The following is a 16427-nucleotide window of genomic DNA, read 5'->3' as shown; positions in this document are numbered from 1 at the left end:
ATGACGAGCGCGACCGCACCGCCGGCGGGGAGCGCGGGGCCGTGACCGCCGCCGACGCCCTCCCCGGTGGCGGGGTGCTGGAGGAGGCCGCGGAGGTCCTCGGGAACGCCGGCCCGCCCCAGGTGCGCCCGCAGACCCACGTGCTCATGTTCTGCGGCGTGCACCTGACCGACCCGGGCGTCGCCGTCCCGACGCCGGGGCTGGTCGAGGTGCTGGCCCGGACCGGCGTCGGTGAGCACGCCGCCCGCTCCACGGTCAGCCGGATGCTCCGCCGCGGGACGCTGCAGGGGCACCGGCGGGGCAAGCGGGTGCTGCTCTCGCCGTCCCCGGGCGCGCGGGCCGAGCTCGCCCAGGGCGGTGAGCGGGCCTGGCGGTCGCCGGTCAACCGCACGTGGGACGGGCAGTGGACGCTGCTCGGCTTCTCCCTGCCGGAGAGCCGGCGGGCCGACCGGCACCTGCTGCGCTCGCGGCTGCAGTGGGCCGGCTTCGGCATGCTGCAGAACGGCCTGTGGGTGGCGCCGCGGCGGGTCGACGTCGAGGCGCTGCTGCGCACGGTCGACGTTCTCGACTCGCTGAAGGTCTTCCGCGCGCAGGTGGCCGCGCCCAGCCAGGTCACCGACCTCATGGACGACGCGTGGGACGTGGCGGGCATCGCCCGGGGGTACGTGCGCTTCCTCGAGCGGTGGGACCGGCCCGACCCGCTGCCCGACGCGCCCGACGACCTCGCCCGCCAGGTGTGGCTGCACGGGGAGTGGACCCTGCTGGCCCGCGCCGACCCGGGGCTGCCCATCGAGTACCTGCCGGCCGACTGGCCCGCCGTGCGCGCCGAGCACGTGGCGCTGCGGCTGCGCGCCCGCTACGAGGCGGGCGCCGCCGCGATCGCCGCGGGGCTGGTCGAGCGCCTCGACCCCGCCGGCGACGCGCCGCGCTGACCTGCGGACCTGTCGCGCCGCGGTCCGTTGTCGACGCACGTGCGTTGACGTCCGACACGAAAGTGAATAACTTCGCGGGCAGTGGTCGACGTGGCGCGGGCCACGTCCCCCCATCCCCGTACTCGTTCGAGAGGACTCCCATGCAGCTGAACGGCAAGGTCGCCGTCGTCACCGGGGCCGGTCGCGGCCTCGGCCAGGCCTACGCCAAGGCGCTCGCCGCGGCCGGTGCCGCCGTCGTGGTCAACGACCTCGACGTCGAGCTCGCCGAGGAGACCGTCAAGGCCATCCAGGCCGCGGGCGGCAGCGCGGTCGCCGAGGGCTCGGCCATCGGCTCGACCGAGGCGGCCGACGCGATCGTCGCCAAGGCGGTCGAGGAGTTCGGCCGGCTCGACATCATGGTCACCAACGCCGGCGTCCTGCGGGACCGGTCGCTGCTGAAGATGGAGGACGCCGACTTCGACGTCGTCGTGCAGACCCACCTGCGCGGCACCTTCACCTGCGGCCGCGCCGCCGCCCGGCAGTTCAAGGAGCAGGGCGGCAACGGCCGGCTCATCCTCATCGGCTCCCCGGCCGGCCAGCGGGCCAGCTTCGGGCAGACCGGCTACACCGCCTCCAAGGCCGGCATCGTGGGCCTGGTGCGCACCTGGGCCGCCGAGCTCGAGCGCAGCGGCAGCACGGTCAACGCGGTCATCCCGGTGGCGCTGACCCGGATGGTCGCCACCATCCCGGGCTTCGCGGAGCTGGTGGAGAAGGCCGACCGCGGCGAGCCGATCCCCGCCGAGGTCCGCGCCAGCGGCCTGGGCACCCCCGACGACGTCGCCGGGCTCGTGGTCTTCCTCGCCTCCGACGAGGCCGCCGGCGTCACCGGCCAGGCCATCGGCGCCGGCGGCGACCGCATCTCCATCTGGTCGCACCCGAGCGAGGTCGTCACCGAGCTGCGGGACGGCGGCTGGACCGCCGACGCGATCGCCGAGGCCTTCCCGACCGCGTTCGCGCCGCACCTGCAGGCCTTCAAGCCGGACACCATCCCCGGCGTCCCCGAGGGGAAGTGACGACCGGCATGGGGATCGACCTGGACGGCATCGTCGCCATCGACGTGCACACCCACGTGCACAAGTCCGTCCACGGCGCCGCGCACACCGCGGACGCCGAGGACATGGGGGAGTACTTCGGCATCGGGAAGATGCCGCAGTACTCGCTGCCGGAGCTGGCCGACTACTACCGCGAGCGCAAGATGGCCGCGGTCGCCTTCGGCGTGGACAGCGTCTCGCAGACCGGCGAGGAGCCGGTGCCGACCAACGAGGAGGTCGCCGAGCTCGCCGCCGAGCACAGCGACGTCATCATCCCCTTCGGCAGCATCGACCCGGCCCGCGGCGCGGCCGGCGTCCGGGCGGCCCGGAAGCTGGTCACCGAGTACGGGGTCAAGGGCTTCAAGTTCCACCCGAACACCCAGGCGTTCTTCCCGAACGACCGGATGGCCTACCCGCTCTACGAGGTCATCGCCGAGCACAACCTGGTCGCGCTGTTCCACACCGGCCAGACCGGCGTCGGTGCCGGTCAGCGCGCCGGCGGCGGCATCCGGCTGAAGTACTCCAACCCGATGCACGTCGACGACGTGGCCGTCGACTTCCCGGACATGAAGATCATCCTGGCCCACCCGTCCTTCCCCTGGCAGGACGAGGCGCTGTCGGTGGCCACGCACAAGCCGCAGGTCTACATCGACCTGTCCGGCTGGTCGCCGAAGTACTTCCCGCCGCAGCTGGTGCAGTACGCCAACTCGCTGCTGAAGAACAAGGTGCTCTTCGGGTCGGACTTCCCGGTCATCACCCCCGAGCGGTGGATGAAGGACTTCGACGGCATCGCGATCAAGGACGAGGTGCGGCCGAAGATCCTCAAGGAGAACGCCGCCCGGCTGTTCGGGCTGGACGGGTCCGGGGCGTGAACGAGAGCTTCGCGACCGTCCTGGAGACGGTCGGGGACCTCCGTCGCGACCGGCTGGCGGTCAGCCACGGGGAGCGCACCCGCACCTGGGCCGAGCTCGACGAGCGGGCCGCCCGCCTCGCCGGGCACCTCGCCGCCCGGGGGATCGGCCCGGAGTCCCGGGTGGCGGTCGCGCTCTACAACGGCATCGAGTACCTGGAGAGCGTCTACGCGATCCTCAAGCTGCGCGCGGTGCCGCTGAACGTCAACTACCGGTACCGGCGGGACGAGATCGTCGCGCTGCTCGAGGACGCCGGGGCCGAGGCGGTCGTCTTCGACGCCTCGCTGGCCGAGCGGTTCGGCGAGGCCCGCCCGGCCCTGCCGCGGCTGCGTGCCCTGGTGCAGGTGGGCGGGGCGGACGACGTCCCGGAGTGGGCCGACGACTACGAGCGGGCGGTGGCCGGCGCGGAGCCGGCGCCGCGCATCGAGCGCGGCAACGACCTCTGGCTGATGTACACCGGCGGCACGACCGGCCGGCCCAAGGGCGTGCTCTCCCGGCACTCCGGGCTGTTCGGCACCTGCAGCGCCAACGGGTTCCTTCTGCTCGGGGAGCCGTTCCCGCAGACCCTCGAGGAGCTGCGGGCCACGCTGGAGCGGCTCGGTCTGGACCGGGACGCGATGGTCTGCCTGCCGGCGCCGCCGCTGATGCACGCGACCGGCATGTACACCACCTTCGGCGCGCTGCTGGCCGGCGGCCGGGTCGTCTACCTGCCGTCGCGGTCCTACGACCCCGACGAGCTGGCGGCCACGGTGCAGCGGGAGCGGGTGGACACCGTGTCGATCGTCGGCGACGTCTTCGCCCGGCCGCTGGCCGACGCGCTCGACGCCGCCGAGGCGGCCGGCCGGCCCTACGACCTGTCCAGCCTGGAGCGGATGATCAGCGTCGGCGTGACCTGGAGCGCCGACGTCAAGGAGCGGCTGCTCCGGCACGCCGACATGGTCTGTCGCGACCTGGTCGCCTCCTCGGAGGGCGGTCCCTACGCCGTCGTCGAGACGCGGCGCGGCGAGCCGACCGAGACCGCCCGCTTCCGGCTCTTCCCGGGTGCGGCGGTCATCGACGACGCGGGGCGGCCGGTCGAGCCGGGCTCGGGCGAGATCGGGCTGCTGGCCGCGCCGGTGGACCAGCACATCCGCTACCAGGGGGACGACGCGGCGACCGCGGGCACCTTCCGCGAGATCGGCGGGCGGCGGTGGGTCGTCCCCGGCGACATGGCCAGCCTCGAGGCCGACGGCACCGTCGTCTTCCACGGCCGCGGCAGCCGGGTGATCAACACCGGCGGCGAGAAGGTGTTCGCCGAGGAGGTCGAGCAGTTGCTGCTCACCCACCCCGCCGTCCGGGACGCCATGGTCGTCGGCGCGCCCGATCCCCGCTGGGGGTCGCGGATCGTCGCCGTCGTGGCCCTGCAGCCCGGGGCGCAGCTCACCAGCGAGGAGGCCCGCGCCTACGTCGGGGAGCGGCTGGCCGACCACAAGCGGCCCCGCGAACTGGTCGTCGTCGACGAGTTGAAGCGCAGCCCCTCGGGCAAGGCAGACCTGACCTGGGCCCGGCGCGTCGCCGGGTCCGCCGGCTAGACCGGACAACCAGTCCCAACACGAGGAGGACCCATGGCCACCCCCATCACCGTCGACGGCGTCGAGGGCGTCAAGAGCCTGGTCGGCCAGGAGCTCGGCCCGACCGACTGGGTGGAGATCACCCAGGAGATGGTCAACCAGTTCGCCGACGCGACCGGCGACCACCAGTGGATCCACGTCGACGTCGAGCGGGCCAAGAAGGAGAGCCCCTTCGGCGGCCCGATCGCCCACGGCTACCTGACGCTGTCGCTGTGGCCGCGGCTGGCGCCGGAGCTGATGGAGTACACCGGCTTCAAGCTGACCGTGAACTACGGCACCGAGAAGGTCCGCTTCCCGTCGCCGGTCCCGGTCGGCGCCAAGCTGCGCGCCAAGGCCGTCATCGACTCGGTGACCGAGGTCGGTGAGGGCGTCATCCAGGTGTTGCAGACCGCCACGTTCGAGGTCGAGGGCTCGGCCAAGCCGGCGCTGGTCGCCGTGATCGTGCTGCGCCACTTCGTCTGACCGCACACCCGTTCCACGAGCGAGGCCCCCTGACCTGTCGGTCAGGGGGCCTCGCTCGTTCGTGCGTCGGGGCTCGAGGTCAGCCCGCGGCGCGCCCGGTGACCGTGGCGAGCACGCCGTCGGCGTCCTCGACGGCGTCGCCGACCCAGGCGACGTACTGGTCGGGGCGCACCAGCACCAGGTCCGCGCCGTAGGCGGCCCGGACGTCGGCGCCGACGTCCACCACGCGCAGCGGGACCGACGCCCGCTCGGCGGCCGCCACCAGCTCCTCGCCCCCGGTCCCGGCGCGCAGCAGCACGAACGCACCGCCGGTCAGGTGGTCGAACAGGTCGACGTCGGCGCCCTCGGGCTGGGCGGCCAGGTGGTGCCCGGGCCGGGCCCGCGTCTCGTGCCGGCCCAGGGCGCTGGGCGTCCCGGTCCCGTCCCCGGCGACGACGGGCGAGCCCTCGTAGTTGGGCTCGAACGCGTCGACCTCCTCGGGGGAGCCGGAGGCCCGCTCGTCCCAGGCGGCCTCGAAGGCCTCGAGGTCCTTCTCGGGGTCGTGCGCGGCGAGGAAGTCGCGGTCGACCTCGATGGACTTGTTGATGAAGTCGTCCCGGGTGGAGGCGAAGACCGGCCGCCGCTCGGCGTCGTAGGAGTCCAGCAGCTGCTCGCCGGCCCAGCCCTCGAGCGCGGCCTGGAGCTTCCACGCGAGGTTCGCGGCGTCCTCGAACCCGGTGTTGATCCCGAAGCCGCCGTAGGGCGGGTGGCTGTGCGCGGCGTCCCCGGCGATGAACAGCCGGCCGGCGCGGTAGGAGTCGGCGAGGGCGAAGCGCAGGTCCCAGAAACCGACGTGCTGGAACTCGATGTCGAACTCCGCGCCGACCGTGCCGAAGACCAGCGGGCGGAAGTCGGTGTTCGCGTCGGTGGTCGCCCGGTCGACCGGCGCGTGGAAGAACCAGGTCTCCGTGGCGTCGACGCGGCCGAGGAACTGCCAGTAGCCCTGCAGCTCCGGGTTGAGCACGTTGAAGTACGACCGGCCCCGGTAGCGCTCGAGCAGCCCGTCGAGCTGCCGGGAGCGGAAGACGAGCAGCACCATGAGCTGGTCGTGGTCGGAGCGGGTCTGCGGGATGCCGGCCGCCTCGCGGACCAGCGACCGGGCGCCGTCGCAGCCCACCGCGTACTCGGCCTCGACCTCGAGCACCCCGCCGGAGCCGTCGGTGGCGCGGATGCGCACGCCCCCGTCGTCCTGGGTGACCTCCTCGGCCTTCCAGCCGTAGTGCAGCGAGACGCCCGGCACCTCGGCGACGCGCTCGCGCAGCGCCTGCTCGGTGGCGTACTGGGGGAGGCGCTCGTTGTCGGCGGCGTAGAAGCGGCGGACGGCGGCCCGGCGGTGCCAGTCGTAGGCGTACGGGCCGAGCAGCGAGCCGTAGGCGGTCATGCCCCCGATGCCGTACTCGGTGGGGATGCGCCGGCCCGCGCGCACGCGGTCCTCGACGCCCCAGGCCCGCATGTGCTCCATGGTCCGCTGGGTCAGGTTCTGGCCCTTGGGCACCGGCTGCGGCTCGGGCCGGCGCTCGATGACGGCGCAGCGGATGCCGCGCTGCCCCAGGGCGATGGCCAGCCCGGTCCCGACCGGCCCGCCGCCGACGATGGCGACCTGCGTCTGCACGGTCTGTACGGTCTGCGCGGTCATCCGACGACGACCTCGTCCAGGTCGACCGGCGCCTCGATCAGGCCGTAGCTGACCATCCGGTCCTGGATGAGCTCCACCGACTCCCGGTCGGTGGCGCCCTGCCAGGTGTTGATCCGCACCTGCGAGGCCAGCTCGGGGGAGATGTCGCTGATCTCGGGCAGCGCCGCGCGGAACGACTCCGGGTCCTGCTCGATGGCGTCGGCGGTGTCCTGCACGCCCTGGAGGAAGGCCTCGGCCACCTCGGGGTTCTCCTGCACCGCCTGGGCGCTCATCACGTAGGTGCCGATCTGCAGCCCCGGCCGCAGCTCGGAGTACGGGTGCCCCACGATCTTGAGGCCCTGCTGCTCGGCCGAGGTGACGAACGGCTCGATGACCACGGCGGCGGCGACGTCGCCACCGAGCACGGCCGGCGCCATGTCGGGGAAGGGCAGCTCGACGAACTCGACGCTGTCGGGGGCCAGCCCGGCGTTCTCCAGCATCGCGCCGACGACGACGTCGTTGATGTTGCGCAGCGTGTTGACCGCGATCCGCTGACCCTCCAGCTGGGAGATGTCGGTGACCGTGCTGTCGGGGGCCACCATGAGGGCGGAGAAGTCCTGCTCCGGGTCCTCCGACGTGCTGGTGCCGCCGGCGACCATGCGCACCGGCAGTCCCTGCTCGGCGGCCACGAGGACCGAGACGATGTTGGAGCCGGCGACGTCGAGGTCGCCGCCGAGCAGCTGCGGGATCACGGTCGCCCCGCCGGCGGAGGCGGAGACCTCCAGGTCCAGGCCGGCGTCCTCGAAGAAGCCCTGCTGCTGGCCGTAGGTGAGGAAGTTCAGCGGGGCGCCGGCGGTGTCGGCGACGGTGATCGTGGTGAGGCCGCCCTCGCCGGCGGGTGCGGAGGCGGACTCGGAGTCCCCTCCACATCCGGCGAGGAGCAGCGCCGCTGCGCTGAGCGCGGCGGCGGCGGGACGGAACCGGGCGGACACGGGGTCTCCTCTCGGACGGGGTGGCGACATCCGTGACCGACGCCACCCGACTGGTCTCGACGGTAGCTGGAGTTCCGCATCACGGACGCCACGTCGGGAGAAGTTCCGCAGCGTCGAACAGTCGGGGGTCAGTGCAGGTGGCCGCCGCCGTCGCAGATGAGGGTCTGGCCGGTGACCATGCGGGCGTCCGGGCCGCAGAGGTACGAGACCAGGCCGGCGAGGTCCTCGGGCCGGACCCGGCGGCGGATGGCCTGCTGCGCCATCGTGCGGTCGAAGTCCTCCTCGGTGTTGTACTGCTCGGTGCCGGGGGTGGCGACCTGCCCGGGCATCACCGCGTTGACCGTCACCTCGTGCGGCCCGAGCTCACGGGCGAGCACCCGGGTCATCCCGATGACCGCGCCCTTGCTCGCCACGTACGCCAGCTGGCCGGGGCTGCCGGTGAAGAAGGTCCGCGAGGCCACGTTCACCACGCAGCCGCGGTCGCTGGCCACCAGCCACGGGTGTGCCGCCTGGGTGGCCAGCGCGCAGCCGACGGCGTTGACCGTGAGGTAGCGCAGCAACTCGTCCTTGCCGGACTCCAGGTAGGGCCGGCGGGGCGAGATCAGCCCCGCGTTGTTGACCAGGACGTCGATGCCGCCGGTGCGCCCGGCGACCGTGGCCATGGCCGTCTCCAGCTGGTCGGGCTCGCTGACGTCGCAGGCGAGGAAGTCGCTCGTCGCGCCGTCCTCGGGCGCCAGGACGTCGAGGACGGTGACCCGGTGGCCGTCGGCGGACAGCCGCTCGGCCAGCGCCCGGCCGATGCCGCGCGCGCCTCCCGTGACCACGGCGGTGGTCCCGCCGTCCCGACCGGACCCGGGCGAGCTGGGCATGCGCGGGGTTCCTCCCTCTCCGGCGGGCGGGGTGCCCGTGACCGGGCAGGATCCTCCCGGAGCGGCCTCAGCTCGCCGGTACGAGGTCCTCGCGCTGCAGCGCCTCGCGGTCGGACTCCAGGACGTCGGCCGCCGCCACGACGATGTTGGGGTCGGGCGTGCCGACCGCTGCCTCGTCCTTGTCCGTGTAGGGCAGCAGGGACAGCACGTGGCGCATGGCCTCCAGCCGGGCCCGCTTCTTGTCGTTGCTCCTGATGACCGTCCAGGGCGCGACGTCGGTGTCGGTCGCGGCGAACATCGCCTCCTTGGCCGAGGTGTAGTCGTCCCACTTGTCCAGCGAGGCGAGGTCGGTGGGGGAGAGCTTCCACTGCCGCACCGGGTCGATGGCGCGGACGATGAACCGGGTGCGCTGCTCGCGCCGGGACACCGAGAACCAGAACTTGACCAGGTGGACGCCGCTGTCGACGAGCATCCGCTCGAACTCCGGGCACTGCCGCATGAACTGCTCGTACTGCTCCTGGTCGGCGTAGCCCATCACCCGCTCGACGCCGGCGCGGTTGTACCAGGAGCGGTCGAACAGCACGATCTCGCCGGCCGCCGGCAGGTACTGCACGTAGCGCTGGAAGTACCACTGGGTCTGCTCGCGCTCCGACGGCTTGTCCAGCGCGACCACCGACGCCCCGCGCGGGTTGAGGTGCTCGGTGAACCGCTTGATGGTGCCGCCCTTGCCGGCGGCGTCCCGGCCCTCGAAGAGGACGACGAGCTTCTGCCCGGTGTCCTTGACCCAGCCCTGCAGCCGCAGCAGCTGGATCTGCAGGCGGCGCTTCTCCCGCTCGTACTCCCGCCGCGGGAGCTTCTCGTCGTACGGGTAGTCCTCGCGCCAGGTCTCCACCCGCTGCCCGTCGGGGCCGAAGAGCTCGCCGTCGTCGTCCCAGTCCTCGTCGGAGTCGTCCCCGGGGAGGGCCTGCAACCGGTACCGGGAGACGTCGATCTCGCTCACGGGCACGGTGTACCCACGGGCAGGCCGCAGCCATGCCCCGCTGCCATGCTGACCGGCGTGTCCGACCCCTTCGAGACCGCGGAGCTGCGGCGGCGGGTGCTCGCCGCCTGGGCCGACTCCCCGGCCCGCTTCCGCGAGGACGCCAACGCGGAGGAGGACCTCGTCCGCGGCGGCTACCGCGACCGGCTGCTGGTCGAGCTGGCCCAGAACGCCGCCGACGCCGCGCTGCGGGCGGGGGTGCCCGGGCGGCTGCGGCTGGAGCTCGACGGCGACGGGGGAGACGTGCTGCGCGCGGCCAACACCGGGGCGCCGCTGGACGCGGCCGGCGTCTCGGCGCTGGCCACGCTGCGCGCCTCGGCCAAGCGCGACGAGGGCGACACCGTCGGCCGCTCCGTGGTCGAGGGCGGGCCGCCGGTGCAGACGATCGGCAGGTTCGGGGTCGGCTTCGCCGCGGTGCTGGCCGTCAGCGACGAGCCGGCGCTGCTGTCCACCTCCGGCGGGGTGTCGTTCAGCGCCGCGCGCACCCGCGCCGAGGTCGCCGCCGTCCCCGCGCTGGCCGAGGAGCTGACCCGCCGCGAGGGCGGGGTGCCGGTGCTGCGGCTGCCCTGGCCGGCCGACGGCGGCCCGCCCGAGGGGTTCGCCACCGAGGTGGTGCTGCCGCTGCGCGCCGGGACGCGGGCCGCCGTCCGCGCCGCGCTCGAGGAGCTCGAGGCCGAGCTGCTGCTGGCGCTGCCCGGACTCGCGGCGGTCGACGTCGTCCTCGACGGCGCGGTCCGGTCCCTCGCCGTCCGGCACCGCGACTCCGAGGCCGACCTCACCGACGGCGCCCGGACGACGACCTGGCGGCTGGCGCGGCGCACCGGCGAGCTGCCGGCCGAGCTGGTCGCCGACCGGCCGGTGGAGGAGCGCGGACGGCGCGGCTACGCGGTGACCTGGGCGGTGCCGCTGGACGGCGACGGGCGCCCGGTGCCGCTGCCGCTGCCGCAGCGGGTGCACGCGCCGACCCCCGGCGACGAGCCGCTCACCCTGCCCGCCCGGCTGGTCGCGCCCTTCCCGCTGGGCCCCGACCGCCGGCACGTGCTGCCCGGCCCGGTCACCGACGCGCTGGTCGACGTCGCCGCCGACGCCTACGCGGACCTGCTCGCGGGCCTGCCGCCGGACGCGGCGGTGCTCGCGCTGGTGCCCCGCATCGGGCTGGCCGGCGCGGAGCTCGACGCCGCGCTGGGCACCGCCGCCCTCGACCGGCTGCGCGCCACCGCCTGGCTGCCGGTCGCCGGGGCGGAGCGTGAGCGGCAGCCGCCCGGTCGCGCCGCGGTGCTGGCCGAGGCGACCGACGAGCGGGTCGCGGCGCTCGCCGGCGTGGTGCCCGGGCTGCTGCCGGCGGACTGGTCCCGGCGGAGCGACGTCCCCGCCCTCGCCGCGCTGGGCGTACGGCGGGTGGGCACGGCCGAGGCGGTGGAGGCGGTGCGCGGGGTCGACCGCCCGGCGTCGTGGTGGGCCCGGCTGTACGCCGCCCTGGACGGCGCCGACCGCGAGGAGATGGCCGCGCTGCCGGTGCCGCTGGCCGACGGCCGCACCGCGCACGGCCCGGCCGGGGTGCTGCTGCCCGACGCCGGCCTGCCGGTGCAGCGGCTCGGCCCGCTGGGCCTCCGGGTGGCCGAGCCCGCGGCCGTCGCCCCGCCCGCGGCCCGGCGGCTGCTGGAGCGATTGGGCGCCCGGCCCGCGACGGCGGCGGGCGTGCTGGCCGACCCCGAGGTGCGCGCGGCGGTCGAGCGCTCGGTGGACGCGGTGGAGGACGGCTGGGACGACGGCGCCGGGCCCGAGGCGCTGGCCGCGGCGGTGCTCGCCCTCGTCGCCGCGGCCGGCACCGCGCCCGGCGAGCTGCCGTGGCTGGCCGAGCTGGCCCTGCCCGACGCCGACGGCGGGTGGGCGCCGGCCGGTGAGCTGGTGCTGTCCGGCTCGCCGTTCGCCGCCGTGCTCGAGCCGGGGGCGCTGGGCCTGCTCGACCCCGCGGTGGACGCCGACCCCGCCGTGCTGCGGGCGGTCGGTGTGCTGGACGGGTTCGCGCTCACCACGGCGGAGGACCCCGACGACCTCGACGTCGACGGCGCCGCGGACTGGGCCGACGCGGTGCTCGACCGGCTGCCGCCCGGCGCACCGCCCCCGCGATGGCCCGCGGTGACCGCCGTCCGCGACCTCGAGCTGGTCGTCGACTGGCCCGGCGCGCTGCGGCTGCTGGCCGGGCTGCCCGCCGCGGCGTGGGCGGACGTGCTGCTCGACGGGGTGGCGGTGCCGGGCTACCTGCGCTGGTGGCTGGGCAGCCACCCGGTGCTCGACGGCCGCCGTCCGGACCGGCTGCGGCACCCCGACGGCGCGGAGTTGCAGGGACTGTACGAACCGGCGCGGGCCGACCCGGTCCTGCTCGACCTGCTGCGCCCGCCGGCGACCGTGGCCGACGTGCTGGCCGACGTCGACAGCGCACTCGACCTCCTCGACCGGCTCGGCGACCCGCGGCGCACGGTGCCGCCGGCGACGCTGCGCACGGTCCACGCGCGGCTGGCCCGGGCGCTGGACGGGGTGGACGTCGAACCGCCGGACCGGGTGCGCGTGGCGACCGACCGCGTGGTGCCCGCCGAGGAGGCCGTCGTCCTGGACGCACCCTGGTTGCAGCCACTGGTCGACCGCGCACTCGTCCCGGCCGGGGGAGCGCCGGGCCCGGTGGCCGACCTGCTGGACCTGCCGCTGGCCTCGGAGGTGGTGCGGGCGCGGGTGGACAGCCGCCCCGCGCGGCGGCTGCGGTGGGCCGACGTCCCGGGGGCGCGCCTGGCCGCGGCCCGGCTCGGGGCAGCCGAGCTGGCCGGGGAGGTCGCCGTCCACGAGCCGCTGCGGGCCGGAGGCCGGACGGTGCCCTGGTGGCCGGGCGAGGACGCCGACCACGTCGACGGCACGCCCGCGGCGCTCGGCCGGGCGCTGGCCTGGCGGGCGGGCGCCTGGTCGCTGCGCCAGGCGCTGGCCGAGGCGTTCGCCCACCCCGACCGGGCGGCGGACCTCGCCGCCGAGGACGCGGTCGGCAACTGACAGCCGACCGCGCCTCCCTCGGTAGCGGGTCTCTCAGGCGCCCCAGCGCGGGATCGCGTGCGCGCCGGGAGCGTGGCCGTGCGCCGACGGCCGGCCGGCGCGGCCGCCGGGGACGCCCGCCACCGGGACGGCCCCGGTGCTGCTCCAGCAGCGGTACAGCGACAGCCACTGCTCGGCGGTGAGGTCGGCCGCCCGGGCGGTGGGCGGCAGGCCCACCGAGTGCAGCCAGCGGACGCCCTCGGTGCCGGGCAGCTGGGCACGCAGCACCGCGCCGAGTGCGGCGCCCGGCTTGGCGAGGACGGCGTGCGTGAGGCGGTCGAAGGCGGCCGCCTCCGGATCGGGCAGGGCGGCGCGGGCGGCGGCGGGCGTGCCGTCCAGCGGGCGGGAGGGTCGTGACACGGGGGCCTCCGGAGGAGGGCAGGGCTGGGCGCAGCCGGGAGAGGGGACGGGCGGCGCCCCGGTCGGGACGGGGCGCGGACGGCGGGGAGCAGCGGCTCGACCCGCGGCAGGGGGACGCTCAGGCGCACTCAGGACCGCATGCCGACGACGGTAGGGACGCCGTTCCGCGGCGTCGACCGGTTTTCGCCCGGGGCCCGCCTGGGGCCTTCCCGGGCTCAGCTCTGCGAGCGGCGGGCCTTGCGCTGTTGGTGGGCCTCCCAGCGGGCGCGGTCGCGGGCCCGCGCCTCCTTGCCCTTCTCCCGGTGCTCGGCGCGACGACGGGACCGGACGAGCTCCCGCTGCTCGAAGGAGGGGTGCCGCTCCCAGTCGGAGGCGAGCAGGGCCACCCCCCACAGCGACAGGCCCAGGATCGCGACGAAGGCGGCGAGGATCGGGTCCAGCGTCAGGAAGGCCACGACTGTCACGGCCAGCCAGATCCCGCCCCACACCACCAGCCGCTTGGACACGTCTCCCAGTATCCCTGCGTCGCGGAGCGTGCCCGGTCCCGGGCACACCGTGGTCGTCGCGGCCGGGGGCCCTTGCTTCCGGGCCGTCGGGTCCCTACCGTCGGGGGTAGCGGTTCAACAGTCAGCCGTCGCACCCAGTGCCGGACTCCTCGCCGCACCTCGGCCCCGCTGCCGAGGGCCTCGGACGGGTTCGCTCTCCTCGAGAGGCGCAACCGTGACCGCTACCCAGATCCCACCCGGCGATGAGCTGATCTCCGTCGGCGTGGCCGCCACCGACACCTCGGTCCGTCTCACCGTCAGCGGCGAGGTCGACTCCTCGTCCGCGCCGTCCCTGCGCACCACCGTCGACGAGGCCTTCGCCGCGGGCGCGCGGGAGATCACCATCGACCTCGACGCGGTGACCTTCCTCGACTCCGCCGGACTGTGCGTGCTCGCCGCCGCGCACCGCCGCGCCGAGGAGGACGGCGTCCGGCTGCGCGTCCTGGCCTCCAACCGGGCCGTCACGCGCCCCCTCCAGATCACCGGCCTGTGGGAGCTGCTGGCCGTGGAGCAGGTCGAGCCCGGAGCCGGCAGCGCCGCCTGAGTCCCTCGACGCCGTCCTCCCCGTCCTGACCTGGGCCGGGCTTCCGGTCAGCGGGAGGCCGCTGCGGTCACGGCGGCCCGGCTGGCGCACACTCGTGTGCGCTGACGTGGACTGACGAGGAGGACCCCCGTGCGTGATGCGGTCATCTGCGAGCCCCTGCGGACCCCTGTGGGCGGCTTCGGCGGCTCACTCCGCGACGTACCCGTGCAGGACCTGGCCGCGACGGTCATCCGCGCGGTGATGGAGCGCACCGGGCTGCCGCCGGAGTCGGTGGACGACGTCCTGCTCGGCCACTGCTACCCGACGATGGACGCCCCCGCGCTCGGCCGGGTGGCCGCCCTGGACGCCGGCCTGCCGGTCACCGCGAGCGGTCTGCAGATCGACCGGCGCTGCGGCTCGGGCCTGCAGGCGGTGGTCTACGCCGCGATGCAGGTCCAGTCGGGCGCCTCCGACGTCGTCCTCGCCGGCGGCGCGGAGTCGATGAGCAACGCGCCCTTCTACACGACCGCCATGCGCTGGGGCGTCAAGGCCGGGCCCGGCGTGATGCTCCAGGACGGGCTGGCCCGCGGCCGGGTCACCGCCGGCGGCCAGAACCACCCGGTGCCCGGCGGCATGCTCGAGACGGCGGAGAACGTGCGCCGGGAGTACAAGATCTCGCGCGAGGAGCAGGACGAGTACGCCGTCCGCAGCCACCAGCGCGCCGCGGCCGCGACGGAGGAGGGGCGGTTCGCCGACGAGATCGTCCCGGTGACCGTCAAGAGCCGGAAGAGCGAGACCGTCGTCGACCGCGACGAGCACATCCGTCCCGACTCGAGCGTGGAGACCCTGGCCAAGCTCCGGCCGATCCTGGGCAAGGACGACCCCGAGGCCACGGTCACCGCCGGCAACGCCAGCGGCCAGAACGACGGCGCCGCGGTCTGCGTGGTCACCTCCCCGGAGAAGGCCGCCGAGCTGGGGCTGCGGCCGCTGGCCCGGCTGGTGTCGTGGGGCGTGGGCGGCGTCCCGCCGAAGACGATGGGCATCGGCCCGGTGCCGGCGACGGCCAAGGCCCTGGACCTGGCCGGGGTCGCGCTCAAGGACGTCGACCTGATCGAGCTCAACGAGGCCTTCGCGTCCCAGGTGCTCGCGGTGACCCGCGAGTGGGGCTTCACGCCCAGCGACTTCGACCGGATGAACGTCAACGGCTCGGGCATCTCGCTGGGCCACCCGGTGGGCGCCACCGGCGGCCGCATCCTGGCCACGCTCACCCGCGAGATGGCCCGCCGGGGCGCCCGGTACGGCCTGGAGACCATGTGCATCGGCGGCGGGCAGGGCCTCGCCGCACTGTTCGAGCGCGTGTGAGCAACGACCCCGTCGTCCCCACCCCGGCCAGCGGTGGGGACGACGGGGTCGCCTCTCAGGTGCGCTCGGGGTAGCGGGCGCGGACGAAGCAAAACGCGCCGAACGCGGCGATGCCGAGCGCGACCAGCGTGAGCAGCCACTGGCCGAAGGGCGCGTCGAGGATGGTCCGCAGGGCGCCGTCGAGACCGCCGGCCTTGGACGGGTCGAAGGTGACCGCGGCGTAGACCAGCAGCGCGCCGACCAGGCCCAGCGCGACCCCCTTCGCCGGGAAGCCCACCATCCCCAGCTTCTCGACCAGGGCCTTCGTCTTCGGCGGTGCCTGCGTGAGGTCGATCTGCTTGAGGAAGCGCTTCGAGAGGCCCTTGTAGACGTGGTAGACGCCGACGCCGACCACCACGAGGCCGACGATGCCGACCAGCCAGCGGCCGCCGGGCCACCCGAAGACGCCGGCGGTCTGCTGCTGTTGCTGCCCGGCACTGGACTGCCCGCCGCCGGTGGCGAAGCGCAGCGCGAGCACCGCCAGCGCGAGGTAGACGACGACCTTCGACGCCGACTTGACGATCTTCTTGACCGCCTTCTTCCGCGCGTCGCCGGACGCCGAGAGCCCGCTGCGCCAGCGCAGGATCTCCGCCGCCTGCCAGGCGGCCAGCGCGATCATGCCGAGGGCGATCACCCACAGCAGCGGCTTCCCGACCGGCGACTCGGAGAGGGTGGCCATGGCACCGGACTGGGAGGCCTCCTGCCCGCCGCCGCCCCAGGCCAGTTGCAGCGCCAGCCACGCGAGCAGCACGTGGACGACGCCGTAGGCGATCAGCCCGACCCGGGCCAGGTGCTCCAGTGCGTCGCTGTTGCCGACCCGGCCCGCGGCGCCCGCGGCCGACCCGACGGACCCGCGCCCGCTGCTCATCCCGACTCCTCCCGTCGTCCCACGTGGTGGGAAAGCCCAGCGTGGCACAGGAGCGGCCGCGCCGCCGGTCGGGACGGCGACGCGTCCGGCGGCGCGGCTGTGCGAGCAGGTGG

At 75.1% G+C, this 16427-nt stretch carries 15 protein-coding genes; 8 read left to right on the top strand and 7 right to left on the bottom strand.

Annotated elements, in window-relative coordinates; translation table 11 throughout:
• Window positions 1-41 precede the first annotated feature (41 nt).
• From ACI79D_RS18295 to ACI79D_RS18275, 5 genes are all read left to right on the top strand, one after another.
• Window positions 42-932, top strand: coding sequence for a PaaX family transcriptional regulator (locus ACI79D_RS18295; protein ID WP_456919895.1), 891 nt, complete (start codon window positions 42-44; stop codon window positions 930-932).
• A 140-nt stretch (window positions 933-1072) separates the two neighbouring features.
• Window positions 1073-1984 (top strand): SDR family NAD(P)-dependent oxidoreductase, encoded by a 912-nt coding sequence (locus tag ACI79D_RS18290; RefSeq protein ID WP_456919894.1) that lies wholly within the window; start codon window positions 1073-1075, stop codon window positions 1982-1984.
• Window positions 1985-1992: 8 nt separating this feature from the next.
• Window positions 1993-2874, top strand: coding sequence for an amidohydrolase family protein (locus tag ACI79D_RS18285; RefSeq protein ID WP_456919893.1), 882 nt, complete (start codon window positions 1993-1995; stop codon window positions 2872-2874).
• Complete coding sequence (locus ACI79D_RS18280) at window positions 2871-4484, top strand: AMP-binding protein (RefSeq protein ID WP_456919892.1); 1614 nt, start codon at window positions 2871-2873, stop codon at window positions 4482-4484. Before ACI79D_RS18285 ends, ACI79D_RS18280 begins: the two co-directional genes overlap by 4 nt.
• Window positions 4485-4517: 33 nt before the next feature.
• Window positions 4518-4985 carry a MaoC family dehydratase gene (locus tag ACI79D_RS18275; protein WP_456919891.1) on the top strand — a complete coding sequence of 156 codons (468 nt, stop codon included), beginning with the start codon at window positions 4518-4520 and terminating at the stop codon, window positions 4983-4985.
• A gap of 79 nt (window positions 4986-5064) precedes the next feature.
• Here the strand turns inward: ACI79D_RS18275 and ACI79D_RS18270 are convergent, their stop codons facing one another.
• From ACI79D_RS18270 to ppk2, 4 genes are all read right to left on the bottom strand, one after another.
• Window positions 5065-6660: an FAD-dependent monooxygenase gene (locus ACI79D_RS18270; protein WP_456919890.1), complete on the bottom strand. Its 1596-nt coding sequence runs from the start codon at window positions 6658-6660 to the stop codon at window positions 5065-5067.
• Window positions 6657-7631, bottom strand: a complete 975-nt coding sequence (locus tag ACI79D_RS18265; RefSeq protein WP_456919889.1) for an ABC transporter substrate-binding protein — start codon at window positions 7629-7631, stop codon at window positions 6657-6659. The genes ACI79D_RS18270 and ACI79D_RS18265 overlap by 4 nt, the downstream gene beginning before the upstream one ends.
• A gap of 128 nt (window positions 7632-7759) precedes the next feature.
• Window positions 7760-8500 (bottom strand): SDR family NAD(P)-dependent oxidoreductase, encoded by a 741-nt coding sequence (locus ACI79D_RS18260; protein WP_456919888.1) that lies wholly within the window; start codon window positions 8498-8500, stop codon window positions 7760-7762.
• 67 nt (window positions 8501-8567) lie between these two features.
• A complete protein-coding gene (gene ppk2 / locus ACI79D_RS18255) occupies window positions 8568-9500 on the bottom strand; it encodes a polyphosphate kinase 2 (RefSeq protein ID WP_456919887.1) in 933 nt (310 codons plus the stop codon).
• A gap of 57 nt (window positions 9501-9557) precedes the next feature.
• Between ppk2 and ACI79D_RS18250 the strand changes: the two genes are divergently transcribed.
• Complete coding sequence (locus tag ACI79D_RS18250; RefSeq protein WP_456919886.1) at window positions 9558-12578, top strand: sacsin N-terminal ATP-binding-like domain-containing protein; 3021 nt, start codon at window positions 9558-9560, stop codon at window positions 12576-12578.
• A 33-nt stretch (window positions 12579-12611) separates the two neighbouring features.
• Here the strand turns inward: ACI79D_RS18250 and ACI79D_RS18245 are convergent, their stop codons facing one another.
• Together ACI79D_RS18245 and ACI79D_RS18240 are read right to left on the bottom strand one after the other, a co-directional pair.
• Window positions 12612-12977 (bottom strand): hypothetical protein, encoded by a 366-nt coding sequence (locus ACI79D_RS18245; protein ID WP_456919885.1) that lies wholly within the window; start codon window positions 12975-12977, stop codon window positions 12612-12614.
• 215 nt (window positions 12978-13192) lie between these two features.
• The gene (locus tag ACI79D_RS18240; RefSeq protein WP_456919884.1) at window positions 13193-13483 is read right to left on the bottom strand and encodes a hypothetical protein; all 291 of its coding nucleotides are present in this window, start codon (window positions 13481-13483) and stop codon (window positions 13193-13195) included.
• Window positions 13484-13697: 214 nt separating this feature from the next.
• On the opposite strand from ACI79D_RS18240, the gene ACI79D_RS18235 reads away from it, so the two are divergent.
• Window positions 13698-14066, top strand: coding sequence for an STAS domain-containing protein (locus tag ACI79D_RS18235; RefSeq protein ID WP_456919883.1), 369 nt, complete (start codon window positions 13698-13700; stop codon window positions 14064-14066).
• A gap of 129 nt (window positions 14067-14195) precedes the next feature.
• Entirely contained in the window at window positions 14196-15407 is a 1212-nt protein-coding gene (locus ACI79D_RS18230; protein WP_456919882.1) for an acetyl-CoA C-acetyltransferase, read from the top strand.
• 55 nt (window positions 15408-15462) lie between these two features.
• On the opposite strand, the gene ACI79D_RS18225 is transcribed toward ACI79D_RS18230, so the two are convergent.
• A complete protein-coding gene (locus tag ACI79D_RS18225; protein ID WP_456919881.1) occupies window positions 15463-16314 on the bottom strand; it encodes a DUF1206 domain-containing protein in 852 nt (283 codons plus the stop codon).
• Between the last annotated feature and the right edge of the window lie 113 nt (window positions 16315-16427).

The organism is Geodermatophilus sp. SYSU D00708 (assembly GCF_054050115.1).
This window is presented reverse-complemented; position numbering and strand designations above follow the sequence as displayed.